Here is a 26,096-nt window from a genome sequence, read left to right as displayed (position 1 = left end):
GCGGGTGCCCCGCGCACCTCTTTCCCGTCGAGAAAGGCAGAGCAGCCATGACCAGCAGAGAGACCACCCCCGCAGGGGAGAGCGCCGGGGCCTCTCCCGTGCCGCGCGCGGCCGCACTGGCCGTCCTGAGCGAGGAGCCGTCCACGGGGCTGTTCCCCGCCGCCCCGCGCGCCGCGAGCGGCGACGCGGCGGCCGGGACCGCTCCGGCCGCCGTCACGGCCACGGCCACCGCCGCCGCGACCGCCGGGACCGCGACCGCCGGGACCGCGACGACCGTCGCCGCGGCGGCTCCGGAGACCGGGACGGCCGCGCGGACGGCGACCGCGCCGGATTCCTCCTCCGCGCCGGCCGCGCCGGCCGGGGCGAGGACCGGGACGGGGACGAGCCCCGCGGCGGAAACCGCCCCCACCACGGCCACGTCCGCGGCTTCGACCGCGACCACGACCACGAGCACGACCGCGGCTTCGGCGACGGCCACGAGCACGGCCACGTCCGCGGCTTCGGCGACGGCCACGGCCACGTCCGTTCCCCGCCCCTCCGCCGACACGGAGACCGTGCCGCCCCTGGGCCGTCCCAACAAGCCGATGATCGCCGCCGCGCTTCTCGGCGGCCTGGTGCTGATCGGGGTGCCCTTCCTCGTCTCGGGCCCCGACGAGAAGCCGCGCCCGTCGATCGCGGGCGGCCCGGCGGGCAGCACGATGAACCCCGACGGCACCGGAACCGGCATCGTCCCCAGCGAGCAGCGGCTCGACGCCCCGACGCCGGGCAAGGGCGTCGGCGGGACACCGGGCCGGGCCCCGGGCCCCGTCAAGGACGTGAAGGGCCTCGGGCCGATCGGCGGCATCCACGAGGTCGGCACGGGCGGCACGGACCCCGCCGGCGCCCCGCGCGCCACCGACGCCCCGCGCGCCCCCGGCTCCCCGAAGACCACCGCTCCGAACGTCCCCGGCACCGCGAGGACCACCCCCACCGCCCCGGCCGGGGGTGCCCCCGCCTCGAACCGGCCCGCCCCGAACCAGCCCGCGCCGAACCGGTCCTCGTCCGCCCCCAAGCCTCCGGTGGCCCCGGCGGCGGTCACGTACAACCACCTCATCGGCCTGGGCTGCAACACCCCGGGCTTCGCCGTCGGCGACATGTACACCGACGGCGACGAGGGCTGGCGGAAGAGCTGGGGAAGCACCACCTCGTACGGCTGCAGCGGCCTCTACTACAGCATGCCGATGTCGGGCAGCTCGCGGTCCGACGGCATCTGGGCGCAGTGGAAGTTCACCACCGGCTCGGTCCAGAAGGGCACCTGCGCGGTGCAGGTGTTCATCCCCAACGTGCGCGACATCTCGTACGTGGGCGGCACTCCCGCCCACTACACGGTGTACGGCTCCTTCTCCCAGAGCAAGGACGCCGTCGCCGGCACCTTCGAGATCAACCAGCCCTCGCACCTGGGCAAGTGGGTCTCCGCCGGCCGTTTCCCGGTGACGAACAACAAGATCTCCGTCGTCCTCGACAACCGGGGCAGCGGCGCGAACAACCGCCACGCGGCGGTGGCCCCGGTCCGCGTCGACTGCACGGCCTCCTGACCCGGTCCCGGCCGCGGGACGAGGGGACGGGCGCACCGGCCGGCGCGCCCGTCCCCGGTCGCCGGGCAGGTCGCGGTCGCGCGGGTCCTGCGGGGGCGGCGGGGCCGAGGGGCCCGGCCCGGTCCCGGAGTGTGAATCCCCCTGGTCGCGGAGGCCCGGTCCGGGGCACCCTGGCCCCATGATCCGTACCGCCACACCCGCCGACGTCCCCGTCATCCACGCCATGGTCCGCGACCTCGCGGAGTACGAGAAGGCCCTCCACGAGGTCCGCGCGACCCCCGAACAGCTCCACGAGGCGCTGTTCGGCGAGCGACCGGCCGCCTACGCGCACATCGCGGAGTCGGAGGCGGGCGAGCCGGTCGGCTTCGCGCTCTGGTTCCTCAACTTCTCGACCTGGCGCGGAGTCCACGGCATCTATCTGGAGGACCTGTACGTCCGCCCGGAGGCCCGGGGCGGCGGCCACGGCAAGGCCCTGCTGCGCGAACTGGCCCGGCTCTGCGCGGAGCGCGGCTACGAACGCCTGGAGTGGTCGGTCCTGGACTGGAACGAGCCCTCGATCCGCTTCTACGAGTCCCTGGGCGCCCGCCCGCAGGACGAGTGGACGGTGTACCGGCTGACGGACGGGGCCCTGGCGGAGCTCGGCGGTGCGGCGGGAGTGTAGGAAAGGGCCATGGACAACGAGCACAGCGACCACAGCGACCACCACGACATCGAGCAGCGGTTCCGGCGGATCACCGGTTTCATCGAGGCGCGGCTGACGCCGCTCTTCGACCCGGCGAACGGCAGCGACCACGGTTTCGGCATGGACGACACCTCCCGGGCGCTGCGGGCCACCCGCTACACCGTGCAGGCCGCGTCGGCCGTCGGCGGTCTCGTGGAGAAGCGGTCGACGGCCCCGGAGCTGCGGCAGGTCGTGGACCAGGCCCTCGAACACAACTGGGACGTGCTGCGTTCCGTCGCCCGGATGTGGGAGGACCACCCCGACTTCCTGAAGGAGTTCAAGGCGCACTCCTGGGACGTGGTCGGGGCCGTCTGACCCCGTACGCCGTCTACGGGATCAGCACCACCTTGCCCGTCGTGCCCCGGTCCTCCAGGGCGCGGTGGGCCTCCGCCGCGTGCGCGAGGGGGAAGCGGTGGACCGCCGGGCGGAGGGTGCCGGCGGTCGCGGCGGCGAGGGCGGCGCGTTCGAGGGTCCGGATGTCGCCGCCCGCCCTCTCGATCATCACCGGGCCGAGGACGGACTCCGAGGTGATGCCGCGCTCCGCCAGTTCCCCCGGTGTGAAGGCGAGCGGTCCGCCGCCGAGGCGGCCGGCCCCGGACCAGCCGAAGACGAGGTGCTGTCCGCCCTCGCCGAGGAGGTCCACGGCGGCGCGGCCGGTGTCGCCGCCGACCGAGTCGAAGACGACGGTGGCCCGGCGTCCGCCGAGGGGCCCGTCCAGGTACGCGCGGACCCGCTCCGGCCAGCCGGGCTCCAGGTAGTCCACGGCCAGGTCGGCGCCGTTCTCCCGGACCAGCGCGGTCTTCGCGGGGCCGCCCGCGAGGCCGACGACGGCGGCTCCCGCGTTCTTGGCGTACTGGACGAGCAGGGTGCCGATGCCGCCCGCCGCCGCGGGGACGATCGCGACCGAGCCGGGGCCGAGCTCCGTGAACCGGAGGATGCCCAGGGTCGTGCGGCCGGTGCCGATCATGGCGACGGCCTCCGCCTCGCCGAGGTGGCCGGGCAGGGCGTGGAGCCGGGCGGCGTCGGTGACGGCGAGTTCGGCGTACCCGCCGGGGGCCGTGCCGAGGTGGGCCACGACCCGCCTGCCGAGCCAGGACGGGTCGGTGCCCCCGCCGAGGGCGTCGACCGTGCCGGCGACCTCGCGGCCGGGGATCGTGGGCAGTGCGGCGGGCGCCGGGAAGGGTCCCGTGCCGCCCTCCCGGAGCACCGTGTCGAGGAGGTGCACCCCGGCCGCCGCGACCCGGACGCGGACCTGGCCGGGCCCGGGGACGGGGTCGGGCACTTCCTCGTACACGAGGTTCCCGGCGGGACCGAAGGCGTGGAGGCGGATGGCGCGCATGGGGCTCCCCTGTCGTCCGTGCTGGTGCGGAAAGCCTCCGACCTCGAGCGCCCTTGAGGTCAAGGCGCCTTCCGCGCGGACTCCCGGGCGGCCGCTTCGAAACGCCTAGCCGGTGACCGCCACCGCGAGCAGCAGGGCCAGGGCGCCGCAGGCGTCGAAGACGCCGCACCATTCGGACCACGGGCGGGGGACGACCCGGGCCCTCGCGTAGTGGACGGCGTCCCAGACGGCGTGGCCCAGCCAGCCGGCCGCCAGGACGAGCAGGGCGGTGGCGCCGTCCAGGAGGACGGCCGACAGGGCGACGGCGGCGAAGCCGACGAGGCCGGCGAGCTGTCCGGCGAGGACGCCGGGGCGGCGCAGTTCGCTCCGGAACGCGCCGAAGAGCAGGTAGAACAGGGGCATCGCGGCGAGGACCCCCGCGAGGAACTCCGGCGCGGGCCGGCCGTCGACGAAGGTCAGGCCCGCCAGGACCAGGGCGATCAGAGTGGGCCGGCGGTGCGCGAGCGTGTGCATCCGGGTGCCTCCCGCGTGCGGGTGTACGGGTGGGTGCGGCCGTGGGGACGGGTACGGCCGGGGGAACGGTCACGGACGTGGGTACGGGTACGGGCGCGGACGTACGGCCGGGTACGGACGTGCGGGCGCATGGGGCGGGGCCCACTGTCCGGGAGCGTCCGGGCCGGCGGGAAGCGGCGTCCGGCGCCCTGTCCGTTCCCTTGGGGTACCCGTCCTTCCGGCATAGGGTCGGCGCATGGCGGAGAGGCTCATGGTGGTGGTCGGCTACGAGGCGGCCGAGCTGCTGGACATCGCGTGCGTGACCACGACCCTCGCCATGGCCAACGGGATCGGCGCGCCCGAGGTCCCGTACCGGGTGCTCCTCGCCGGTCCGGGCGGCGGCCCCCTCGTCTGCGGCTCGGGGCTCGTCCTGCGCAGCGAGCGGTCGCTGGAGCGGCTGACCGGTCCCCTCGACACGCTGATCGTCTCCGGCGGTACGGGGTACGAGCGGGCGGCGTCGGACACGCGGCTCGTCGGGCACGTGCGCCGGCTGGCGCGGGAGAGCCGGCGGGTGGCGTCGGTGTGCACGGGCGCGGGGGTCCTGGCGGCCGCCGGGCTCCTGGACGGCCGGCGGGCGACCACCCACTGGCGCTTCGCCCGCCCGCTCGCCGAGCGGCACCCGGAGGTGACCGTGGACCCGCACCCGATCCACGTCCGCGACGGTCACGTCTACACGGCGGCCGGGGTGACGAGCGCCCTGGACCTCACCCTCGCGTTCGTCGAGGAGGACCACGGTCCCGAACTGGCCCGCCAGGTGGCCCGGGACCTCGTGGTGTACCTGCAACGGCCCGGCAACCAGGGGCAGATGAGCCTGTTCACCGAGGTCCCGCCGGCCCGTGACGACGTGGTCCGCGCGCTCGTCGGGCACATCGCGGCCCACCCGGACGACGACCTGAGCACGGCGGCGCTGGCCGCGCGGGCCGGGGTGACGCCCCGTCACCTCACCCGGCTCTTCACGGAGCAGCTGGGCAGTGCGCCGGGCCGCTACGTCCGGCGGGCCCGCACCGAGGCCGCCGCGCAGCTGCTCGCCACCACGACGCTGCCGGTGGCGGGCGTGGCGGCGCGCTGCGGCTTCGGCAGCGCCGAGGCGCTGCGGCAGGCGTTCTCGGAACGGTTCGGGACCGCCCCGTCCCGCTACCGGGCGGCGATGCGCCCGGCCTGAGGCGGGCGGGGCGGCCGGCGCCCGCGACGCGCGCGGTCCGTCGTGCGCGTGGCGTCCGCGGCACGAGGCCGTTGTCAGTGGCGTACCCCACCATGGGGTGATGGCGAACCACCGGGCGACGACAGGGAAGAGGAAGGTGCCGGGGGCACGGCGGCCGGAGGTGCGGCTGCCGCCCCTGGAACCCTACGGGGGCGGACTGGAGCCGGACGGGGACTACGACGGTCTCGACCTGTCCGGGCTCGACCTGGCCGGACAGTCGGGGGAGGGGGCCCGGTTCCTGGACTGCGCGCTGCGCGCGTGCGGCCTCGACGGCGCGCGGCTGGCGAACGCGCGCTTCCTGGACTCGGTGCTGAGCGGGGTGCGGGGGGTGGGGACCGACCTCGCGGGGGCGCAGCTGCGGGACGTGGAGGTCGTGGACGCGCGGCTCGGCGGGGCGCAGCTGCACGGGGCCGTGCTCGAACGGGTCGTGGTGCGGGGCGGCAAGAGCGACTACCTGAACCTGCGGTCCGCGAGGCTCAGGGACGTCGTCTTCGAGGGGTGCGTGCTGAGCGAGCCGGACTTCGGGGGCGCGGTCCTCGAACGGGTCGAGTTCGTGGACTGCGTCCTGACGGACGCCGACTTCACGGGCGCGCGGCTGAAGGACGTGGACCTGCGGGGAGTCCAGCGCCTGGAGATCACGCGCGGGGTGGAGTCCCTGGCGGGGGCCGTGATCTCGGCCTCCCAGCTCCTGGACCTGGCGCCGGTGCTGGCGGCGCGGCTGGGGATGCGGGTGGAGGGGTAGCGCCCGGGGCCCGGCCCCCTCGGGCCCCCGGTCCCTCCGGGGGCCGCCCCCGGCCGGGTCACGGCAGGCGGGGGAAGCGGGCCTGGAGGGACCAGACGGCCGGGTTGTCGGCCAGGCCCTCGTGCATGTCCGTGAGGTCGGCGATCAGGTCGTGCAGGAAGTCGCGCGCCTCGCGGCGCAGCTCGGCGTGGTTGAAGGCGACCGGGGGCTCGTCGCCCGGCATCCAGTCGGCCTCGACCTCCACCCAGCCGAAACGGCGCTCGAAGAGCATCCGGTCCGTGGACTCGGTGAAGTCGAGTTCCGCGTACTGCGGCTGCGCGGCCCGGCTGCCGCGCGGATCCCGGTCGAGCTGTTCCACGATGTCGCAGAGCGCCCACGCGAAGTCGAGGACCGGCACCCATCCCCAGGCCGTGGACACCTCCCGGTCCGTCTCGGTGTCCGCGAGGTACACGTCCCCGCAGAACAGGTCGTGCCGCAGCGCGTGGACGTCCGCGCGGCGGTAGTCGGTCTGCGGGGGGTCGGGGAAGCGACGCGAGAGGGAGTAGCCGATGTCGAGCACGGAACCGATGGTGTCACGGGGCGGGGCCGGGCCCGTACGCGAGGAGCGGCGGCCGGCAGCCGTGCGCGGGGAGCGGCGGTCGGCCCCCGTGCGCGGGGAGCGGCGCCCCGCCCCCGTACGCCGGGGCCGCCCGGACGGGCCGCCCTCCTCCGCACCGGCCGCGCGCCGGACGGGCCGCCCTCCTCACCGCCGGCCGTGCACCGCCCTGGCCACCCTCGGGCCCAGCCAGCGCTTGAGGCGGCGCAGGGACTCCAGGCGGTCGGCGGCGCGGTCGAGGCGGTAGTAGAGCTGCGGGGGGACGTGGGGGAGGAGGGGCGAGTGGCGCTGGCCGAGGAGGGCGAACATGCGGGCCGGCTCCAGGCACATGTAACGGGGCAGGTCCTCGTACCAGCGGGCGCTGTAGCGGGCGGCGCTCTGGGCGGAGAGGAGTTCGGCGCGGCGCCGCTTCCCGTACAGGGTCAGGGCCGTGTCGAGGTCCCGGGGCGCGGACGGGGCCAGGGCGTCCGCGAGGGCGAGCGCGTCCTCCAGGGCCAGGGTGGTGCCCGCGCCGATCGAGTAGTGCGTGGTGTGGGCGGCGTCGCCGAGCAGGACCAGGTTGTCCCGGTGCCAGACGCGGTTGGTGAGCGTGCGGAAGGTGAGCCACCGGGCGGGGTCGTCGGCCCGGTCCCGGCCGATCAGCCCGTGCCCGTCGAGGAGGTCGTGGAAGATCTTCTCCAGGAGGCGCAGGCTGTCGGCCTCCCCGAGCGCGTCGAGGCCCAGACCGGTCCGGGTCTCCGGGGAGCACTCCACCACGCAGGTGGAGCGCTCCCCGCTGAAGCCGTAGGCGTAGCACCAGATCCAGCCGTGCGCGGTCTCCTTGAAGGCGAAGCTGAACGAGTCGAAGACCTTGGTCGTGCCGAGCCAGACGTACGGGTTGCGGCCGTTCGTGACCCGGCTGCCGAAGTGGTCCGCGTACGCCTCGCGGAGCGCGCTGTTCACCCCGTCGGCGGCGACGACGAGGTCCGCGCCCGCGAGTTCGGGCGCGTCGGGGCCGGTGACCGCGTGCTCGAGCTCGATCCGCACGCCGAGTGCGCGGGCGCGGTCCGCGAGGAGCGCGAGCATGCGCCGCCGTCCGATGCCGAAGCCCGCGTCGCCGTGGTGGACGGTCCGCTCGTCGCGGACGATCGCGACCCCGTCGGTCCAGGTCACGGAGGCGTCCGCGACCGCCCGCGCGGACTCCGGGTCGCCCGCGCGCAGCTTGTCGAGGAGTCCGGCCCAGTAGGTGACGCCCCAGCCGTAGGTGGAGCCCTCCGCGTTCCGTTCGTACACGACGATCTCGTGGGACGGGTCCCGCCGCTTCAGCAGGACCGAGAGGTAGAGGCCGGCGGGACCGCCGCCGACGATCGCGAGCTTCATGGGCGCTCCCCCTGGAACTGAGTGTGACACCGTGCGGTCGGAAGGCAACGCACGGTAGCAGCGGGGGTGGTGACACGCCGGGAACGGCGCCGGGACCGTCCTCCGAGCCGTCTCGGCGGAGGAGCGGACGGCGGTGGCCGGGGCCCGCGACGGCGGCCTACGGCAGCAGCCGGCGTTCCTTCGCCACCGCCACCGCTCCCGCCCGCGTGTCGACGCCGAGCTTGGTGTAGATCCGCCCGAGGTGGGTCTTCACCGTCGCCTCGCTGATGAACAGGGCCCGCGCGATCTCGCGGTTGCCGAGCCCCCGCCCCAGCTGCCCGAGGATGTCCCGCTCCCGGTCGGTGAGGGTCGGCCCCGCCGCGCCCCGCATCCGGTCCATGACCCGGCCGGCGACCGGCGGGGAGAGGGCGGTACGGCCCTGCGCGGCGGCGTGGACGGCCGCGAACAGCTCCTCCGGCCGCTCGGCCTTCAGGAGGTAGCCGGTGGCGCCCGCCCCGATCGCCCGCGTGATGTCGGCGTCCGTGTCGTACGTGGTGAGGACGAGGACGTGGACGCCGGTCGGCGCGATGCGGCGGGTCGCCTCGACGCCGTCGATGCCCGGGCCGAGCTGGAGGTCCATGAGGACCACGTCCGGCTTCAGCTTCGCCGCCATGGCGACGGCCTCCTCGCCGCTGCCGGCCTCCCCGACGACGTCGATGTCGGGGGTGCTGCCGAGCAGGGCGAGCAGTCCGGCGCGGACGACGGCGTGGTCGTCGCAGAGCAGGATGCGTACGGGGGACATCACGACTCCTGGGGGAACGGGAGCGGGCTCAGCGGGATCGCGGCGGAGAGCACCGTGCCCTCGCCCGGGGTGGACTCGACCGTCAGGGTGCCGCCGAGCTGCCGGGCCCGCACCCGCATCGCGGGCAGCCCGTGACCGCGCACCCCGCCCGGCTTCTCCACGGGGTCGAAACCGCGCCCGTCGTCCGCGACGTCCAGGACCACCTGGTCGTCCAGGTACGTCAGGGTCACGGCGGCCGAGTCGGCGGCGGCGTGTTCGCGGATGTTGGCGAGCGCGCCCTGCGCGATCCGCAGCAGTGCCGACTGGGTGCGGTCCGGCAGCGGCACCGGGGCCCCGTCGACCCGGAAGGCGGCCGACTCGCGGGCGGCGAGCCCCCGCAGGGCCTCTTCGAGGCCGGCGCCCCCCGCCAGGTCGGCCGGCGCGAGGTCGTGGACGAACCGGCGCGCCTCGGCGAGGTTGCGCTCCGCGACGGCCTCGGCGGTACGGACGTGCCGGCGGGCGGTCGCCGGGTCGGCCTCCCAGACGCGGTCCGCCGCCTGGAGCAGCATCTGCTGGCTGGAGAGGCCCTGCGCCAGGGTGTCGTGGATCTCCATGGAGAGCCGCTGGCGCTCGGCGAGGGTCCCTTCGCGGCGCTCGGTGGCGGCGAGTTCGCGCCGGGTGCGGATCAGGTCGTCGATGAGGTCCCGCTGGCGCCCCGCCTGCCGGTCGGAGTGGACGAACACCCCGGTGGCGAGGGCGGCGACGGCCGGTGGGGCGACGATCAGGTTCGGGTCCCACCCGCCGTGCGAGAGCTGCACCTGGGCGAAGACCACGAACACGGTGAGCAGGGCGACCAGGCCGAGCGCGGCGCGCGGCGGGAGGGTCCGCAGCCCCGTGTAGAAGAGCGGCACCGCGCACCAGGCGAAGCTGGGCGCGAGGACGACGAGGACGACCCAGACGGCGACGACCGTGCCCAGCCAGGCGATCCGGCGGGGGGTGGCGCGGGTGCCGAGGACGGGGCCGAGGAGGTAGAGGGCGGCGAGCGCGCCGGTGAGGACGACGATCCAGGGGCTGCGGGCCTCCCAGCCGTGCCGCAGCAGGAAGCGGGCGAGCGAGGCGCCGAGCAGGAGGAAGAACGCGGTGTGCATGATCCACGCCAGTCGGCGGGCGTCCGGGTCCCGCTCCATGGTTCCGTCCTTCTCTCCGTGCCGCTTCACCGTCCGCGCCGTTCCGTCGTCCGTGCCGCTTCACCGTCCGCGCCGCGTCGCCGTCCGCGTGGCTCCGTCGTCCGCGTCGTCCCATCATCCGCTCCGGCGGCGCCGTTCCGCCGCCCCGGTGCGGCTCCGGGCCGCCGGGCCCGCCCGGGGACGCGCCTTCATCGTGGCCCGACGGGACCGGTCCCGCATCAGCCGATCGGCTGACCCGGCCGTCCACCGGTGGGCGTCCGCAGGGCAGCCGGAACGTGGACCGGGCGGTCCCGGCGACGGCCACAGGATGGATACCGGAGCGGGACGGACGAACGGATCGTCCGTCGTCACCGCCCGGCCCCTCACCCGGTCCACCGCCTCACGGCCCGTCCCACGGAGTTCCCCATGAAGAAGATCCTCTTCGGTGCCACCGCCGCCGCCGTCATCGCCGCCGGCACCTTCGGCGTGGTCTCGGCGAACGCCACCGCCCCGGCCGCCGCCCCCGCCGTCGCGGTCCGCGCCGACGCCGGCAACGGCAACCTCCAGCAGTCGACGCACCTGACGGTCGAGGCCGCGACGAAGGCCGCGCAGGCGGTGCTCAAGGCGGCCCAGAAGGAGAACCAGCGCGTCTCCGTCGCCGTGGTCGACCGCAACGGCAACACCCTCGTGACCCTGCGCGGCGACGGCGCGGGCCCGCAGTCGTACGAGTCGGCCGTGAAGAAGGCGTACACCGCCGTCTCCTGGAACGCCCCGACCTCCGAGCTGGTCAAGCGCCTCGCCAACGCCCCCACCCTCAAGGACATCCCCGGCACCCTCTTCCTCGCCGGCGGCGCCCCGGTGACCGCCAAGGGCGCGCCGGTCGCGGGCATCGGCGTCGCGGGCGCTCCCTCCGGTGACCTCGACGAGAAGTTCGCCCAGGCCGGCGTCGCCTCCCTCGGCAGGTGAGGACGCCCCAGGAACGGTGAGGGCGCCCGGACCCCCCGCCGGGCGCCCCGCCCCGCGCAAGGCGCCCGCTCCCGCCCCCGTGGAAGGCGCCCCCTCCCCACTCGGGCGTTCCCACCCGGCCCCGCCGGAAGCGGCTGCTTAGGATCGGTGCGTGACCCAGCGCAGCCGGACCGGAGCCGCCGCCCCCCTCGCCGCCGTCCTCACCGCGCTCGCGCTGCTCGCGGCCGCCTGCACCGGGGCCACCGGCGGGGTCCGGGGCACCCCGGGGGCCGCCGGCCTCCGGGACCGGTACTTCCCGAAGCAGGGGAACGGCGGCTACGACGTACGGCACTACGCCCTCACCCTCGCCTACGACCCGGGGACCGGGCGGCTCGACGGCACCGCCGTCCTCACCGCCGTCGCCACCCAGGACCTCAGCGCGTTCAACCTCGACCTGTCGGGGCTCGTGGTCGGCGGCGCGAGCGTGGACGGCACCCCCGCCGCGTACCACAGGGCCGGGAACGAACTGACGCTCCGCCCGCGCGAGGAGGTCCGCAAGGGCACGGAGTTCCGCGCCACCGTCACGTACGGGGGCGTGCCCGAACCGGTCACGGACGCGGACGGCTCCCGGGAGGGCTGGCTGCGCACCGGGGACGGGGCGATCGCGGTCGGCGAGCCGACCGGCTCCATGACCTGGTTCCCCGGGAACCACCACCCCTCGGACAAGGCCGCGTACGACATCGCGCTCACCGTCCCCGCCGGGGTCGAAGCCCTCTCCAACGGGGTCCGGACCGCCCGGCGGACGGAGGCGGACGGACGCGTCACCACCACCTGGCACGCGCCCGAGCCGATGGCGAGCTACCTCGCGACGGTCGCGATCGGCCGGTACGAGACGGGGACGGCGACCGCCCTCGGCTCCGTGCCCGTCCTGACCGCGGCCGCACCGGCGGTCGCGGTGGACAGCGCCGCGCTGCGGGCCGAGATCCCCGCGATCCTCGACCGGCAGGCGCGGCGCTTCGGCCCGTACCCCTTCTCGGCCGCCGGGGCGGTCGTCCTCGGGAACGGGACCCTCGGCTACGCCCTGGAGACCCAGACCCGGCCCGTCTTCCCGGTCGCCTCCTTCGGCCGGACGACCCTCGTCCACGAACTGGCCCACCAGTGGTTCGGCAACTCGGTGACGCCCGCCGGCTGGCGGGACCTGTGGCTGAACGAGGGCTTCGCGACGTACGCGGAGTGGCTGTACGAGGAGGAGTACGAGAAGGTGCCCGCCCGTGCCTCCTTCGAACGGGCCTTCGCGGAGCGGGACAACTGGGCCTTCCCGCCGGCCGCCCCGCCCACCGCCGAGAACCTCTTCGACCCGCCCGTCTACCAGCGGGGCGCGATGGTCCTGCACAAGCTGCGCGTGACGGTCGGGGACGGGACCTTCGACCGGATCCTGCGCGGCTGGGCGGAGGAACACCGGTACGCCAACGCCTCCACGGCGGACTTCACGGCCTACGCGGAGAAGACCGCCGGGCGGGACCTCGGCGCGTTGTGGGAGGTCTGGCTGTACGGCGACGGACGGCCGGAGCGCCCCTGAGACCGGCCGGTCGCGCGACCGGATCCGTCAGGTCCGCCACCGGGCCCGCCGGACGTGCCACCGGGCCTGCCGGACGTGCCGACGGGCCCGGTCGCGGTCCGGACTCAGTACGTCCAGCGGGCGCGGTCGCCGTCCATGACGCAGCGGATCACGCGGCGGTTGGCCGCGTGCGTGGAGCTGCCGAGGTCGGACTTCCGGCAGAACTGGCCGGCGCTGTAGCAGTTCCCGGCGTTGGAGACGATCTCGCAGGTGGCCTCGGCCGCCGGTGCCTCGGTCGTGCGCTTCGGCGCGGGGGCGTGCGTGGTGGGCCTCGGGGCCCGGGTCGCCGTCGGCTCCGCCGGCGCCTGGGTCGTGGGCTTCGCCTTCGGGGGCGCGGGCGCCGCGGTGGTGGCCGCGGGGGCCACGGTGGTGGGCGCCGCGGTCGTCGGGGCCGGTGTGGTGGGCTCCGCGGTGGTGGGGCCGGGCGTCGGCGACGCGGAGGCCGTGGTGGAGACCGGCGGCGGAGCGGCGGAGCCCTCGGCCGCGGTGGGCCCGCAGGCGACGGTGAGGCCCACGAGCGCCAGGCCCGTCAGCGTCCGCCGTACCAGCCGGCCCGTCCGGGTCCCGGGTCCGTGGCGGTGCGGTACGGCGGGCCCCCCGCCCCCGTGACCTCCCGCTCCGGTGCCTCCGGTTCCTCCGGGTCTCCTGCCGCCTCCGCCGGTGTCGTCGGCGTCGTCGCAGGCATGGGTGTCGTACATCGGCCCCCCACGGGTCGTTCAGATGATCGAAGGGGGCACGTTATAGGACGATGCGACCGGTCGGGGAGGGCGGCGACGCGAAAAGGGAAGACGCCGGTTCCGGAACCACGAGCGTGGTTCCGGAACCGGCGGCCGGGTGCCGGCGCGGGGCCGGCCGGGTGTCAGAGGTTGACGCCGAAGTCCCGGGCGATGCCCTCCAGGCCCGAGGCGTAGCCCTGGCCGACGGCGCGGAACTTCCACTCGGCGCCGTTGCGGTACAGCTCGCCGAAGACCATGGCGGTCTCGGTGGCGGCGTCCTCGGAGAGGTCGTAGCGGGCGATCTCGGCGCCGCCGGCCTGGTTCACGACGCGGATGTACGCGTTGCGGACCTGGCCGAAGTTCTGCGAGCGGGCGACCGCGTCGTAGATGGAGACCGGGAAGACGATCTTGTCGACGTTCGGCGCGAGGGCCGCGAGGTTGACGTTGATCTGCTCGTCGTCGCCGCCGCCCTCGCCGGTGCGGTTGTCACCGGTGTGGACGATGCTCTGGTCCGGCGTGGACTTGTTGTTGAAGAAGACGAAGTGGGCGTCGGAGACGACCTTCCCGCCCGCGTCCACGCCGATCGCGGAGGCGTCGAGGTCGAAGTCGGTGCCGGTGGTGGTGCGGACGTCCCAGCCGAGGCCCACGGTGACGGCGGTGAGGCCCGGGGCCTCCTTGGTCAGGGAGACGTTGCCGCCCTTGGACAGGCTCACAGCCATGGAAAGTCCCTTTCATCGCGTTCAGCGTGTGCGTCGTGCTGCTGTCGCCTGGAGAAACGCGCGCGACCGTCCGTCGGTTCCCGTGGGGCCGGGAGGGAAATGAGGATGACTCCAACGGCCCCGTACGGGGAACATGGGGAGCATGTCCGGTCCCTATCCCGTCCGCGGCTCCGTCTCGCTCCCCGAGGCCGAGCTCCAGTGGCGTTTCTCGCGTTCGTCGGGTCCGGGCGGACAGCACGTCAACACCAGCGATTCGCAGGTGGAACTCCGCTTCGACCTCGCGGCCACGGAGGCGTTCCCCGCCGTGTGGAAGGCCCGCGCCCTGGAGCGCCTCGCCTCCCGCCTGGTCAACGGCGTCGTGACCGTACGCGCCTCGGAGCACCGCTCCCAGTGGCGCAACCGCGAGACGGCGGCGGTCCGCCTGGCCGCCCTCCTCGCCGAGGCGACGGCCCCGCCGCCGAAGCCCCGCCGGCCGACGAAGATCCCGCGCGGCATCAACGAGCGCCGGCTGCGCGAGAAGAAGCAGCGCTCGGAGACCAAGCGCACCCGGCAGTCCCGCGACTGGGGCTGAGCCCCCGGAACCGCCGCGGACCCCGGAGCTGCCGCGGGCTCTGGAACCGCCGCGCACCCCGGAACCACCATGGCCCCCCCCGGAACCACCGCGCCCCTCCGAGACCGCGCCCCTCCGCGCCTCCGGCCCGGAGGACCGGAACCCCCGGAGCCCCGGCGCCTCCCCCTCAGTCCAGCCGCCGGTACCTCCCCCGGAAGTACGCCAGCGGCCCGCTGCCGTCCTCCGGCGACAGGCCCACCGTCAGGACCCGTCCCACCACGAGCGTGTGGTCCCCGGCCACCACGCGGCTCTCGGTGCGGCACTCCAGGACCGAAAGGGCGCCGTCCACGAGCGGGGCGCCGCTCGCCCCGCCCCGGGTGTGCGGCACGTCGGCGAAGAGGAGCCGGTCGCTCACGCGGTTCTTCATCGAGAAGCGCGAGGCGACGTGCCGCTGGTTCTCGGTGAGGACGGAGACCGCCCAGCAGGGGACCTCCGCGAGCAGGTCGTCCATCCGGGAGCCGTTGCGCAGGCTGACCAGGACCAGGGGCGGGTCGAGGGAGACCGACACGAAGGCGGTGGCCGTCATGCCGACGTCCTCGCCGCGCGGGCCGTCGTCGGGATCGTGCGCGGTCACCAGGACCACGCCCGACGCGAGGCGGGACATCGCCGCCCGGAACTCGTCGTTGCTCACCCCCTCAGCATGGGGGACGGCGGGAAGGGGCGGGACGGGCGGGGAGAGGGTCTTCCGGGACATGCCCCCGACGCTAGCCCGCCCCCTCGGGGTCCCGCCTCGGGCCCGGGGACCAGAACGCCGCCCCCGGGGGTCCTAGGACCCGCGTATGCTCACGCACACCACGAGGGCGCTTGTGACTTGAGTCACAGGAGGGAGTATTTGTTGACCCTGTGTACCGGGTGCGCAGCTCGCTGTGATTCAGTGGCGGGGACAGTGCGCTGCGAATCGTGACTGTGCAACACGAAGTCGATGAGAACCCTGGAGTTGCTGTCGAGGTCTCGGGGAGAGCGAGCGATGGAGACCGAGTCGGAGCCTTACGTCCGTCTCTCGACCCTGCGGCAGCTGCACCAGGTCGTGGCGGACCTCAACACCGCGCGCAGCCTGGCGGACACCCTGCAGACCGTCGCGGACGGCGTGGTCGCCGGCCTCAACTACGAGCTGGCCTGCGTCAACCTCGTGCGCCCCGACGGTGACCTGGTCGTCGCCGCCTTCGCCGGAAGCTCCGCCGCCGAGGCCCTGATCACCGGCCGGGTCGGCTCCCGCGAAGCCTGGGACCGCCGCCTCTCCATGGGCGTCGCCTGGGGCGAGCTGCGGTTCATCCCGCACACCGAGGGCTGGGTCCTCCTGGAGGACGACGTCCCCCAGTGGCACACCGACGGCCCCGCGCCCCGCTTCGAGGACGAGTGGCACCCCCACGACCGGCTCTACGCCCCCATGTACTCGCCCTCGCTGGGCTCCGCCCGCGCGGGGGGCTCCGGCCGCGAACTCCTCGGCGTCATATCCGTCGACCGCCCGCGCAACGGCCGGCACCCGGGGCCCTGGGGCCAGGAGGCGCTCCAGATGTACGCCTCGCAGTCGGCCATCGCCATCAGCAACGCCCGCCTCCGCTCCAACATGCAGCGGGCCCTGGTCCGGCTCGAACGGGAGCAGCAGGCCCTCCGCGCCAGCGAGGAGTCCTTCCGCCAGGCGTTCGAGTACGCCCCCTCCGGCATGGCCATCGCCGAGATGGGCGGCGACCAGCACGGCCGGCTCCTGCGCACCAACGACGCCCTGTGCCGGCTCCTCGGCCGGCCCGCCTCCGTGATGCGCCGCTACTCCTTCGCGGACCTCGTCCACCCCGAGGACATCGGCACCCTCCTGCGGACCTCCGCCGAGGGCGGCCGGGCCGAGCTGCGGCTCGCCCGCCGCGACGGCACCTACGTCTGGGTGTCCCTGCGCAACTCCGTCGTCGCCGACACCACCGACGGTCCCCGTTTCCTCCTCACCCACGTCGAGGACATCGAGGAGCGCAAGCGGCACGAACTCCAGCTCGCCCACCGCGCCTCGCACGACGCCCTCACCGGCCTCCCCAACGGCGCCGAGCTGCGCTCCCGGCTCTCCGCCCGCCTCTGCGAGCGCCCGGCGTCCCGCGCGACGGGCGACGAGGCCGCGTACGGCGGGTACGACGCCGGGCGGGGGTACGGGACGGGGTACGGCCCCGCGCACGACGGCGGCCCGGGTTACGAGCCGTACGAACAGCGCGAGCCGTACGAGCCCTACGAGCCGTACGAACACGAGCACGGCTTCGGTTTCGAGCCGGTGGGGGGCGCCGGGTCCTACGACCACCACGTCCACATGACGGCGCCCCCGGGCGGCGAGACGGACGACGGCGCCAAGGGGCTCGCGGTCCTCTTCTGCGACCTCGACGGCTTCAAGTCGATCAACGACCGCTTCGGCCACCACACCGGCGACGCCGTCCTCATCGAGGTGGCCCGCCGCCTCACCACCGGCGTCCGGGACGGGGACACCGTCGCCCGGCTCGGCGGTGACGAGTTCGTCGTCCTCGCCGACGGCCTCGGCGCGGCCGACGCCGCCGACCTGGCCGTACGCCTCCGCAACGCGATCATCCCGCCCATCCGGGTGGACGGGCGGGCGGTCCGGGTCGGCGCCAGTTTCGGCATCGGCTGGGCCGAGTGCGGGATGTCCGTGGAGGAGGTCCTGAACTCCGCCGACCAGCGCATGTACGTGGAGAAGCGCTCCCGCGCCAAGGTCCAGCGCCGGGCCGGCTGACGTACGCGCCGGGCGTGGGCGGGGTGAGGGCCCGGGTCGGCCGATGGTCCGTTCGGGGTAGGCTCGGCCGGTCGGCGACGGCTGGCGAGCATGGAGAGGATGACCCGGATGGCTGCCGGTAACGACGGCGCGAACAAGCCCGAGGACGACGATCCGTTCGGCTACCTGTACGCGGACGGCCAGGCAGCGGGTGCCCAGCCCCCGCACGGCGGCGGCTACGGCTACCCCGGCCCCGCGCCCGCCCAGCCCGGCGTGCCCCGGACCTCGTACAACCAGGTCAGAACGGTCGGCGAGCGCCAGTACGGCGGCCAGCAGCACACGCAGCCGTACGTGCCGCCGCAGCAGCAGGGACCGTACGGCCAGCCGCAGGCGCAGTACGCCGCGCCCGAGACCTACGGCGGCCGGCAGCAGCCCCGTGCGACCCCGCCCCCGCAGCGCGGCGGCTCCGGCCGGGGACCCAACACCCGCGGTCTGCTGATCGGCGCGGTCGCGGTCGTCGCGGTCGTGGTGATCGGCATCGCGGCCGCGGTGATCACGAACATGGGCAAGGACGAGGACGGGAAGAAGGACGGGGCCCAGGGCGTCACGCCCCCGCCGGTCTCCTCCTCCCAGCCCGTCGAGACGCCGAGCGGCGGCCCCACCTCGGCCTCGCCGACCCCGGCCGACCTGCCGCGCCAGGACGCGGCCACGCTCCAGCTCGGCGGCCCCGCGAAGCTCGACACGGCCGTCAAGGGCGCGAAGGGTCCGGGCGGCGCCTACGTCACCTTCAACGGCGCGGGCGGCTCCGCGAGCTGGTCCGTGGACGTGCCCAAGAGCGGTGACTACACGCTCCGGATCACGTACAGCGTGCCCGGCAAGGACGCCAAGACCTCCCTGACGGTCAACGGCGCGGCGCCCCGCGAGGTCAACATGTCCAACTTCGCGAAGGCCGCCGAGGGCGACTGGGAGAAGGGGTGGACCTACACCTACGCCTACGTGAAGCTCGACAAGGGCTCGAACTCGCTCAAGATCTCCTGCGAGGCGGGCAACTCCTGCGACGCGATCCTGGACCAGGTCTATCTGGAGGCCGGACACACCGGCAAGGGCTGACGCGCGGATCCGGGGGGCCCGCACGGCCGTGCGGGCCCCCCGGCGTGTTCCGGCGCGTTTCAGCCCACCGTGGGGCTCCTGTGCGTGTTCCGGCGCCCCGCCCGCCGCGCGGGTCGGCGGCGCCCCCGGGACAGCCGCTAGACGATCTCCTCGGTCACCTTCACCCGCGGCAGCAGCTCCTCGTACGCCCCCGCGTCGAACTCCCCGGCCACCGGGGAGAGGACCGTCGCCGTCGAGAGGGCGACCGCCCGGACGAGGCGGTCCGGCCAGGGGACGCCGTCGACCAGGCCCGAGAGCAGGCCGGCGACGGCCGAGTCGCCCGCGCCCGTGGGGTTGCCCCTGACGGCGGCGGGCGGAGCCGCCCGCCAGAGGCCGTCGGGGGTGGCGGCGAGCAGGCCCTCGGGGCCGAGCGAGGCCACCACCGCGTGGGCGCCCCTGCGGCGCGCGTCGAGGGCGGCCCGGCGGGATTCGCGGGAGCCGGTGAGCTGGGCGAGTTCGTCGGCGTTGGGCTTGACCAGGTCGGGGCGGGCGGCGATGCCCCGCCGCAGGGGTTCGCCGCTGGTGTCGAGGAGGACGGGCACGCCGGCGGCGCGGGCGAGCCGGACGAGTTCCGCGTACGCGCCGACGTGGACGCCCGGCGGGAGGCTGCCGCAGAGGGCGACGGCCGCCGCGCCGCCGAGGAGCCGGGCGAAGCGCTCGCGGAAGGACTCCCACTCGGCGGGGGAGACGGTCGGGCCGGGCTCGTTGAGCTGGGTGGTGTCCCCGTCGGAGGCGTCGACCACGGCGACGGTGCGACGGGTCGGGCCGGCCGTCGTGACCAGTTCGTCGCGGACCGGGGTGGCCGCGAGCGCCTCCCGGAGCACGGCCCCGGTGGCGCCGCCCGCGAAGCCGGTGGCGACGGTCTCGTACCCGAGGGCGGCGAGGACCCGGGCCACGTTGAGGCCCTTGCCGCCGGGGCGTTCGACGACCTGGGTGATCCGGTGCGAGGCGCGCGGGACGAGGGCGGGGACCCGGTAGGTCAGGTCCAGCGCCGTGTTGAGGGTGACCGTCACAATCACCTGTCCACCCCGTGTTCCCTGTGGAGACCGCTGGAACGTGTGTTCCGGCGGTTTCCGATCATGCCAAACGGAGGGCGGTTGGCCCAGCCCCGAGCCCGTCGCTCTTCCGTACGCCCTCCGGCCGCGCCACGGGCCGGCCGGCGGCCGGTTCGACGATCCAGGTGCCCTTGCGCATGACGCCCTTGAGGTCGAAGCCGGCGTCGAGGACGACGAGGTCGGCGTCCTTGCCGGGCTCCAGGGAACCGACCCGGTCGTACACGCCGAGGAGGCGGGCCGGGTTGGCGGAGACGGCCTGGACGACCGACTCGACGGGGAGGCCGTCGACGGTGACGGAGCGCTTGAAGGCGCGGTCCAGGGTCAGGGTGGAACCGGCGATGGAGCCGCCCTCGACCAGCCGGGCGACGCTGTCCTTCACCTCGACCTCCAGGGTGCCGAGCATGTAGCTGCCGTCGCCGAAGCCGGCGGCGTCCATGGCGTCGGTGATGAGCGCGACGCGCGCGGCGCCCGCGTGGTGGAAGGCCAGCTCCAGGGCGGCGGGGTGCAGATGGGTGCCGTCGTTGATCAGCTCGACGGTGATCCGCTCGTCCTCCAGGAGGGCGGCGATCGGGCCGGGCGCGCGGTGTCCGAGGGCGGGCATCGCGTTGTAGAGGTGGGTGGCGACGGTGGCGCCCGCGTCGATGGCCTCGACGGTCTGCTCGTACGTGGCGTCGGTGTGGCCGATGGCGGCGATCACGCCGTGCTCGGCGAGCAGGCGCACGGAGTCGAGGCCGCCGGGCAGCTCGGTGGCGAGGGTGACCATCCGGGCCCGGCCGCGACCGGCGTCGATCAGCTTGCGGACCTCGGCCGGGTCGGGGTCGCGCAGCAGCGTCTCGTCGTGGGCGCCCTTGCGGCAGGGGGAGATGAACGGGCCCTCGAAGTGGAGCCCGGCGAGGTCGCCCTGCTCGGCCAGCTCGGAGAGGAGCCCGGCCCGCTCGGTGAGGAAGTCCATGTCGCCGGTGACGAAGGAGGCCACCAGGGTGGTGGTGCCGTGCAGGCGGTGGGTGCGGATGCCCTTGAGGACCTCCTCGACGGTGCCGGAGGTGAAGGAGGCGCCGCCGCCGCCGTGGTTGTGCATGTCCACGAAGCCGGGGACGATCCAGTGGCCGCTCAGGTCCAGGGCGGGAGCGCCCTCGGGAGCGCTGCCCGCGATGCGCCCGCCCTCGACGATCACGCGTCCGTTCTCGACGATCCCGGTGGGCAGCACGACGCGTGCGCCGGCGAGAACCTTGTGATCGGCCATCAGGCGGAAACCTCCGAGTCGGTGGGGCGCGGGTCGGCGAGCAGGTCCCAGGCGAGCAGGCCCGCGCCCAGGCAGCCGGCGTTGTCCCCGAGGGCCGCCGGGACGATGGCGGGCAGCTTCTGGAACGTGACGCGCTCCTCCACGGCGGCCCGGAGTGGTGTGAACAAGGTTTCCCCGGCTTCGGCGAGTCCGCCACCGATGATGAGCGTGCGGGGGTCGAGAAGGGTGAGCGCGGTGACCAGACCGTCCGCGAGGGCGTCGACGGCGTCCTGCCAGACCCGTACGGCCGCGGGGTCGCCGGACGCGACGGCCTTCGCGCAGTCGGCGGCGTCCGCGCCGGGCCCGCCGCCCGCCTCGGACCAGGCGAGGGAGACGGCCGAGGCGGAGGCGTACCGCTCCAGGCAGCCGCGCTGGCCGCAGCCGCACGCGGTGCCGCCGGGGCGGACGACGATGTGGCCGATCTCGCCGGCGTAGCCGTGGGCGCCGGCCTCGATGCGCTCGCCGATGCCGATGGCGCCGGCGATGCCGGTGCCCAGGGGGACGAAGAGGAAGCGGTCGGCGCCGTTGCCCGCGCCGACGCGGCCCTCCGCGAGGCCGCCCGCGCGCACGTCGTGGCCGAGGGCGACGGGGACGCCGCCGAGGCGGCGGGCCAGGAGTTCGCGCAGGGGAACGTCGCGCCACCCGAGGTTGGCGGCGTAGACGGCGATGCCGTTCTCGGCGTCGACGATGCCGGGGACGGCGACCCCGGCGGCCGCGGCGGGCTGCCCGTACCGCTCCCGGCCGAAGGCGTGCAGCTCTTCGGCGAAGTCGAGGATCGTCCCGACCACGGCCTCCGGGCCGCGGTCGCGCCCGGTGGCGCGCCGGGCCTCGTGCAGCAGGGTGCCGTCCGCCCCGACGAGGGCGGCCTTCATGCCGGTGCCGCCCACATCCAGGGCGATGACGTGTCTCACGGGGACAGTCTGACGCCCGGGACCCCAAAAGGTCTAGTCCACTTTCGGGGATTGTTGCGCATGGATACAAAATCGAACACCGGCCCGAACCGACCCGTTCCCCGGTGTTGCGGAAGTGATATCCGGGTGGTGTAGACCTCGTACCCGCGCACGGGGCAGACTTGCGGCCTTGACCGGAGCAAACGTGCAGCTCAACGACGAGCAAAAGGTGGATGAAGCCGTGGAGCGGCGACGATTTCTTGGACTGACCGCAGCCGCCGCCCTCGGACTGACCGCCACGGTCTCCGGCTGCGGCTCCCTGGGGGGCGGCTCCGGCGACGTGACCCTCAGGCTGGTCGCCGCCGAGTACGACCTCACCGGCGGTGACAGCACCAAGAAGTACTGGACCGCCCTCGCCGCCGCCTTCGAGGCGAAGCACCCCAAGGTCAAGATCGAGGTCCAGGTGGAGTCCTGGGACGACGTCGACCGCAAGGTCGCCGAGATGGTCAAGGCGGGCAAGGCCCCCGACATCGCGCAGATCGGCGCCTACGCCGACTACGCGTCCGCCGGCCACCTCTACTCCGCCGACGAACTCCTCTCCATACCGGTGCAGGCCAACTTCCTGGCCCCGCTGGTCGCCGCCGGCGAGACCAAGCGCACCCAGTACGGCATGCCCTTCGTCGCCTCCACCCGGCCCCTCTTCTACAACAAGGCCCTCTTCGAGAAGGCCGGCGCCGAGCCCCCCACCACCTGGGACGAGCTGGCCGAGGCGGCCGGGAAGCTGAAGGAGAAGGGCGTCCGCACCCCCTTCGCGCTGCCGCTCGGCCCCGAGGAGGCCCAGGCCGAGGCCATGATGTGGCTGCTCGCCGGGGGCGGCGGCTGGACCGACGCCACCGACCACTACGCCGTCGACTCCGACGCCAACGTGCGCACCTTCGAGTGGCTGAGGACGAACCTCGTCGGCAAGGGCCTCACCGGCCCCGTCGCACCGGGCAAGCTCAACCGCAAGGCCGCCTTCGCCGCCTTCGCGAACGGCGAGGTCGGCATGCTCAACGGCCACCCCTCGCTCCTCAAGGAGGCCGCGAAGAAGGGCGTCCAGGTCGGTCAGGTGCCCCTCCCCGGCGCCGACGGCTCGTCCAGGACCTCCATGGGCGTCGCCGACTGGATCATGGGCTTCAAGCAGAACGGTCACCGCAAGGAGATCGGCGACTTCCTCAACTTCGTCTTCAGCGACGAGAACGTCCTCAAGTTCGCCGGGGACAACGACCTCCTGCCGGTCACCGTCAGCGCCTCCACCCGCATGGAGACCGACCCCGCCCACGCCAACCTGCGCGTCTTCCTCAAGGTCCTCCCCGACGCGCAGCTCCCGCCGGTCGGCAAGACCTCCTGGGCCAAGGTCAGCGAGAACGTCAAGCAGAACATCGGCAGGGCCGTCATGCCGAACGGGCGGCCCGCCGAGGTCCTGGGCTCGATCGGCCGAGCGGCGACGGCGGCGGAGGCCGCCGAGTAATAGGTTGGTCGTATGACCGAGGACCGGGAAGCGGAGCACGGGGCGCACGAGGAGGACGGCGGGGAGACCGGCGGGGACGGACGCGGCGGGTCCGGCGGTACTGAGGGGGTCGGCCGGTCCGGCGGTACTGACGGCGTCGGCGGTCCGAGTGCGGCCGACGGTCCGAGTGCGGCCGGCGCGGCCGGCGGCCCCGGCGAGGCCCTCACCGGGCGGGAGCGGGAGCTCCTCGCCGTCGAGCGCCGCTCCTGGCCCGGACCCGGCGCCAAGGAACGGGCCGTGCGCGAGCGCCTCGGCCTCTCCCCGACGCACTACTACCAACTGCTCAACGCCCTCCTCGACGACCCGCGCGCCCTGGCCCACGACCCGGTGACCGTCAACCGGCTGCGCCGGGTCCGCGAGGAGCGGCAGCGCAGGCGGTAGGGGACGGGGACGGCGGGACGGAAACGCCCCCCGGCCGGACGCGCGTCGGCGCGGGCGCTCCGCACGGGTACGGCGGGACGCCGTGGGTAGGGTCGGACACATGGCCACCAGCCTTCCGCACCCGACCACGCCCGCAGGCCGCGACGGTCTGGCCGCGATCCTCGCGCGGCCCGGGGAGACCGTCGTCGCCCTCGACTTCGACGGCACGCTCGCCGACATCGTCCCCGACCCCGAAGCGGCCCGCGCCCATCCCGGCGCCGTGGCCGCCCTCGCCGCCCTCGCCCCCGCGGTCGCCTCCGTCGTCGTGGTGACCGGCCGCCCCGCCGGGGTCGCCGTCCGCCACGGCGGCTTCGCCGGCGTCCCCGGCCTGGAACACCTCGTCGTCCTGGGCCACTACGGCGCCGAACGCTGGGACGCCGCCACCGGCACCGTGGAAGCCGCCCCCGTCCACCCGGGCGTGGCCGCCGTCCGCGCCGAACTGCCGGGCTTCCTGGAGCGGTCCGGGACCTCGCCGGGCGTCCGGATCGAGGAGAAGGGCCGCGCGGTCGCGGTCCACACCCGCCGGGCCGCCGACCCCGAGGGTGCCTTCGAGGCGCTGAAGGGCCCGCTCGCCGAGCTGGCCGCCCGCCACGGGCTCGTCCTGGAGCCCGGCCGGATGGTCCTCGAACTGCGGCCCCCCGGCGTGGACAAGGGCGTGGCGCTCGGCGCGTACGTCCGGGAGACGGGGGCCGGGTCCGTGCTCTACGCGGGTGACGACCTGGGCGACCTGCCCGCCTTCGCCGCCGTCGAGAAGCTCCGCGCCGACGGCACCCCGGGCCTCCTGGTGTGCAGCGACTCCGGCGAGGTCCCGGAACTCTCCGGCCGCGCGGACCTCTCGGTCCCGGGCCCGGCCGGCGTCGTGGCCCTCCTGGAGGCGCTGGCGGAGGCGGTACGGGGCGGCTGACCGGCGGGCGGTACGAAAGGCCCGGCCGGACCGGAACCGGTCGGCGCTCCCGCACCGTCAGGAGACGCCCGGCTGCCCCCGGCCCCGTCGTGACCCCGGCCCACGACAGCCCGCCCGGACGGCGGGAGAGCCGGACGGGCGTCCGCCACGTGTGCACGGCGACCACCCACCGGCCCCGGCCACGCTTCCCCTTGATGCCACGACCCCGGCCCAGGACGGCCCGCGCGTTCCCGCGACGGGTGTGGGGCACCCCCGAGGAACGGAGCGGAGCGAATACCGCAGGGGCTCCCGTACGGCGGGTGCGCTTACCTCCTTGAGGCGGAGCGACCCGGGGAGGGCGCTGACCTGCGCCAACGCACGGCAATCTATTCACTTCTGGGTGAGGCAACCCAGAAGGGAATAGATTGCGTGTGCTTTACCCAGTTCTGGGTAGGGGCTCGTCAGATTTGAATGAGTTGATCCAGTCCTGTTCGTATCTCATTCGTCCATGGGGGTAGCCTGTGTATGCGGACCGGAAAGTCACCCGGATCGAGACCGTCAACCGGTCGACGGGAGAGACGGCCGACCTCACCGTCCACTCCTCGGTCTCCACCGGGGTGGGTCCCTGGTTCAGAGGAGGAGGGTTCACCACGGTGGGATACGCGGCACACCTGGCGCTCGCCGATGCCGATCTCAGCGCGGCGTCCTTCAAGCTGTTCCACAAGATGTGCGCCATCCAGAACCGCAAGGACCACGGCCTGGTCATCGTGGAGAGCCAGACGAAGTTCGCCGAGCAGGTCGGCATGTCCCAGTCCTCGGTGTCCCGTGCTCTCCGGCAGCTCTCCGAAGCCGGGTTCATCTATCCCGACGGCCGCAACTGGCGCCTCCGCCCCGACTTCGTCTTCAACGGCAACGGGGCCGCCCAGGGCCGGGCGATCCAGGGCATCCCCGACGACGCCCCCGACCCGTACCGGCAGAAGGGCCCCGGGCTGACCGTCATCGACGGCGGCGAGGGAGACGACGAGTAGTCCCTCCCCGGTCAGGCACCGGCCCCGGTCGGCCGGATCATCGCGGTGAGTACGGGCGACTCGGGGGACGGGCGGCTCGTGCCGATCACCTCGTACCCCCAGGACTCGTAGACCCGCTGGACCTTTCCGTCACCGGCCGACGCGTTGACCATGAGCGACACGTACGCCTCGTCGCGGCCGGCGAGGAGGTCGTCATGGATGCGCCGTGCCAGCCCGGTTCCCCGGTGGGGCACTGTCACGCCGATCTCCTTGAGGGCCAGGGCGGGAGCGCTGGTGAAGACGGCGTCCACGTCGCCGATCCTCCGCCACCACCGGTCCCCGCTCTCCACCGTGTTGCCGTATGCGTAGCCCACGGGCTCGTCTTCGGCGTCGAACGCCAGCACCGCTGCGAATCCCGGCTCCCGGACGTGACGTTCCAGCCGCTCGGCGAAGGCGGGCACCGCGTAGTTCGGCAGGTGGAGCAGCGGTTCGCGCACCTTCGCGTACACCGCGGTCATGGGAGCGACGATCCGCTCGACATCC

Annotated in this window: 27 protein-coding genes; 14 read left to right on the top strand and 13 right to left on the bottom strand. The window is 74.6% G+C overall.

The genetic code is table 11. The annotated features are described in order from the left end of the window. The first annotated feature begins 47 nt into the window (after positions 1 to 47). From ACFYZY_RS01880 to ACFYZY_RS01870, 3 genes are all read left to right on the top strand, one after another. Entirely contained in the window at positions 48 to 1,574 is a 1,527-nt protein-coding gene (locus ACFYZY_RS01880; protein ID WP_388688622.1) for a hypothetical protein, read from the top strand. 178 nt (positions 1,575 to 1,752) lie between these two features. Next, complete coding sequence (locus ACFYZY_RS01875; protein WP_388688620.1) at positions 1,753 to 2,235, top strand: GNAT family N-acetyltransferase; 483 nt, start codon at positions 1,753 to 1,755, stop codon at positions 2,233 to 2,235. A 9-nt stretch (positions 2,236 to 2,244) separates the two neighbouring features. Continuing rightward, complete coding sequence (locus ACFYZY_RS01870; protein WP_388688619.1) at positions 2,245 to 2,610, top strand: hypothetical protein; 366 nt, start codon at positions 2,245 to 2,247, stop codon at positions 2,608 to 2,610. 13 nt (positions 2,611 to 2,623) lie between these two features. Here ACFYZY_RS01870 and ACFYZY_RS01865 read toward each other — a convergent pair whose 3' ends face one another. Together ACFYZY_RS01865 and ACFYZY_RS01860 are read right to left on the bottom strand one after the other, a co-directional pair. Continuing rightward, positions 2,624 to 3,634, bottom strand: coding sequence for a zinc-binding dehydrogenase (locus tag ACFYZY_RS01865; RefSeq protein ID WP_388688617.1), 1,011 nt, complete (start codon positions 3,632 to 3,634; stop codon positions 2,624 to 2,626). Between the two features lie 105 nt (positions 3,635 to 3,739). Then, positions 3,740 to 4,147: a hypothetical protein gene (locus ACFYZY_RS01860; RefSeq protein ID WP_388688615.1), complete on the bottom strand. Its 408-nt coding sequence runs from the start codon at positions 4,145 to 4,147 to the stop codon at positions 3,740 to 3,742. Between the two features lie 235 nt (positions 4,148 to 4,382). Here ACFYZY_RS01860 and ACFYZY_RS01855 point away from each other — a divergent pair, with 235 nt between their 5' ends. Both ACFYZY_RS01855 and ACFYZY_RS01850 read left to right on the top strand, forming a co-directional pair. After that, a complete protein-coding gene (locus ACFYZY_RS01855; RefSeq protein ID WP_388688614.1) occupies positions 4,383 to 5,348 on the top strand; it encodes a GlxA family transcriptional regulator in 966 nt (321 codons plus the stop codon). A gap of 100 nt (positions 5,349 to 5,448) precedes the next feature. Continuing rightward, positions 5,449 to 6,129 carry a pentapeptide repeat-containing protein gene (locus ACFYZY_RS01850; RefSeq protein ID WP_388688612.1) on the top strand — a complete coding sequence of 227 codons (681 nt, stop codon included), beginning with the start codon at positions 5,449 to 5,451 and terminating at the stop codon, positions 6,127 to 6,129. A gap of 58 nt (positions 6,130 to 6,187) precedes the next feature. On the opposite strand, the gene ACFYZY_RS01845 is transcribed toward ACFYZY_RS01850, so the two are convergent. The 4 genes from ACFYZY_RS01845 to ACFYZY_RS01830 form a co-directional block, all read right to left on the bottom strand. Next, a complete protein-coding gene (locus ACFYZY_RS01845; protein WP_388688610.1) occupies positions 6,188 to 6,688 on the bottom strand; it encodes a hypothetical protein in 501 nt (166 codons plus the stop codon). 183 nt (positions 6,689 to 6,871) lie between these two features. Next, a complete protein-coding gene (locus ACFYZY_RS01840) occupies positions 6,872 to 8,083 on the bottom strand; it encodes an FAD-dependent monooxygenase (RefSeq protein WP_388688609.1) in 1,212 nt (403 codons plus the stop codon). A 157-nt stretch (positions 8,084 to 8,240) separates the two neighbouring features. After that, the gene (locus tag ACFYZY_RS01835) at positions 8,241 to 8,864 is read right to left on the bottom strand and encodes a response regulator (RefSeq protein ID WP_388688607.1); all 624 of its coding nucleotides are present in this window, start codon (positions 8,862 to 8,864) and stop codon (positions 8,241 to 8,243) included. Continuing rightward, complete coding sequence (locus tag ACFYZY_RS01830; RefSeq protein ID WP_388688605.1) at positions 8,864 to 10,030, bottom strand: sensor histidine kinase; 1,167 nt, start codon at positions 10,028 to 10,030, stop codon at positions 8,864 to 8,866. Before ACFYZY_RS01830 ends, ACFYZY_RS01835 begins: the two co-directional genes overlap by 1 nt. Positions 10,031 to 10,435: 405 nt before the next feature. On the opposite strand from ACFYZY_RS01830, the gene ACFYZY_RS01825 reads away from it, so the two are divergent. After that, a complete protein-coding gene (locus ACFYZY_RS01825; RefSeq protein WP_388688604.1) occupies positions 10,436 to 10,975 on the top strand; it encodes a heme-binding protein in 540 nt (179 codons plus the stop codon). A gap of 151 nt (positions 10,976 to 11,126) precedes the next feature. Next, positions 11,127 to 12,533, top strand: a complete 1,407-nt coding sequence (locus ACFYZY_RS01820) for a M1 family metallopeptidase (RefSeq protein ID WP_388688603.1) — start codon at positions 11,127 to 11,129, stop codon at positions 12,531 to 12,533. A gap of 104 nt (positions 12,534 to 12,637) precedes the next feature. On the opposite strand, the gene ACFYZY_RS01815 is transcribed toward ACFYZY_RS01820, so the two are convergent. Together ACFYZY_RS01815 and ACFYZY_RS01810 are read right to left on the bottom strand one after the other, a co-directional pair. Continuing rightward, entirely contained in the window at positions 12,638 to 13,270 is a 633-nt protein-coding gene (locus ACFYZY_RS01815) for a hypothetical protein (RefSeq protein WP_388688602.1), read from the bottom strand. A gap of 161 nt (positions 13,271 to 13,431) precedes the next feature. After that, positions 13,432 to 14,007, bottom strand: coding sequence for a TerD family protein (locus ACFYZY_RS01810; RefSeq protein WP_388688600.1), 576 nt, complete (start codon positions 14,005 to 14,007; stop codon positions 13,432 to 13,434). A gap of 133 nt (positions 14,008 to 14,140) precedes the next feature. Between ACFYZY_RS01810 and arfB the strand changes: the two genes are divergently transcribed. Beyond that, on the top strand, positions 14,141 to 14,578 hold the full coding sequence (arfB, locus tag ACFYZY_RS01805; protein WP_388688598.1) for an alternative ribosome rescue aminoacyl-tRNA hydrolase ArfB: 438 nt from the start codon (positions 14,141 to 14,143) through the stop codon (positions 14,576 to 14,578). A gap of 166 nt (positions 14,579 to 14,744) precedes the next feature. On the opposite strand, the gene ACFYZY_RS01800 is transcribed toward arfB, so the two are convergent. After that, positions 14,745 to 15,311, bottom strand: coding sequence for a flavin reductase family protein (locus ACFYZY_RS01800; RefSeq protein ID WP_388688597.1), 567 nt, complete (start codon positions 15,309 to 15,311; stop codon positions 14,745 to 14,747). A gap of 273 nt (positions 15,312 to 15,584) precedes the next feature. Between ACFYZY_RS01800 and cdgB the strand changes: the two genes are divergently transcribed. Both cdgB and ACFYZY_RS01790 read left to right on the top strand, forming a co-directional pair. Next, a complete protein-coding gene (gene cdgB, locus ACFYZY_RS01795; RefSeq protein ID WP_388688596.1) occupies positions 15,585 to 17,339 on the top strand; it encodes a diguanylate cyclase CdgB in 1,755 nt (584 codons plus the stop codon). Positions 17,340 to 17,447: 108 nt separating this feature from the next. Further along, entirely contained in the window at positions 17,448 to 18,428 is a 981-nt protein-coding gene (locus ACFYZY_RS01790) for a CBM35 domain-containing protein (RefSeq protein ID WP_388688594.1), read from the top strand. Positions 18,429 to 18,565: 137 nt separating this feature from the next. On the opposite strand, the gene ACFYZY_RS01785 is transcribed toward ACFYZY_RS01790, so the two are convergent. Genes ACFYZY_RS01785 through ACFYZY_RS01775 form a run of 3 tightly spaced genes read right to left on the bottom strand, consistent with a single transcriptional unit; the run spans position 18,566 to position 21,715 of the window. After that, positions 18,566 to 19,486 (bottom strand): 1-phosphofructokinase family hexose kinase, encoded by a 921-nt coding sequence (locus ACFYZY_RS01785; RefSeq protein WP_388688592.1) that lies wholly within the window; start codon positions 19,484 to 19,486, stop codon positions 18,566 to 18,568. A gap of 58 nt (positions 19,487 to 19,544) precedes the next feature. Continuing rightward, entirely contained in the window at positions 19,545 to 20,765 is a 1,221-nt protein-coding gene (gene nagA / locus ACFYZY_RS01780; protein WP_388688590.1) for an N-acetylglucosamine-6-phosphate deacetylase, read from the bottom strand. Next, positions 20,765 to 21,715 (bottom strand): ROK family protein, encoded by a 951-nt coding sequence (locus ACFYZY_RS01775; protein ID WP_388688589.1) that lies wholly within the window; start codon positions 21,713 to 21,715, stop codon positions 20,765 to 20,767. Before ACFYZY_RS01775 ends, nagA begins: the two co-directional genes overlap by 1 nt. Positions 21,716 to 21,923: 208 nt before the next feature. Between ACFYZY_RS01775 and ACFYZY_RS01770 the strand changes: the two genes are divergently transcribed. From ACFYZY_RS01770 to ACFYZY_RS01755, 4 genes are all read left to right on the top strand, one after another. After that, positions 21,924 to 23,204 carry an extracellular solute-binding protein gene (locus ACFYZY_RS01770; RefSeq protein WP_388688787.1) on the top strand — a complete coding sequence of 427 codons (1,281 nt, stop codon included), beginning with the start codon at positions 21,924 to 21,926 and terminating at the stop codon, positions 23,202 to 23,204. Positions 23,205 to 23,216: 12 nt separating this feature from the next. Further along, positions 23,217 to 23,624 carry a DUF3263 domain-containing protein gene (locus ACFYZY_RS01765; RefSeq protein WP_388688588.1) on the top strand — a complete coding sequence of 136 codons (408 nt, stop codon included), beginning with the start codon at positions 23,217 to 23,219 and terminating at the stop codon, positions 23,622 to 23,624. A 100-nt stretch (positions 23,625 to 23,724) separates the two neighbouring features. After that, positions 23,725 to 24,567, top strand: a complete 843-nt coding sequence (gene otsB / locus ACFYZY_RS01760; protein WP_388688586.1) for a trehalose-phosphatase — start codon at positions 23,725 to 23,727, stop codon at positions 24,565 to 24,567. Positions 24,568 to 25,067: 500 nt separating this feature from the next. Further along, a complete protein-coding gene (locus ACFYZY_RS01755; RefSeq protein ID WP_388688584.1) occupies positions 25,068 to 25,574 on the top strand; it encodes an ArsR/SmtB family transcription factor in 507 nt (168 codons plus the stop codon). Between the two features lie 11 nt (positions 25,575 to 25,585). On the opposite strand, the gene ACFYZY_RS01750 is transcribed toward ACFYZY_RS01755, so the two are convergent. Continuing rightward, positions 25,586 to 26,071, bottom strand: a complete 486-nt coding sequence (locus tag ACFYZY_RS01750; RefSeq protein ID WP_388688583.1) for a GNAT family N-acetyltransferase — start codon at positions 26,069 to 26,071, stop codon at positions 25,586 to 25,588. Between the last annotated feature and the right edge of the window lie 25 nt (positions 26,072 to 26,096).

It is taken from the genome of Streptomyces sp. NPDC001744 (assembly GCF_042892575.1).
GTDB lineage: Bacteria > Actinomycetota > Actinomycetes > Streptomycetales > Streptomycetaceae > Streptomyces.
This window is presented reverse-complemented; position numbering and strand designations above follow the sequence as displayed.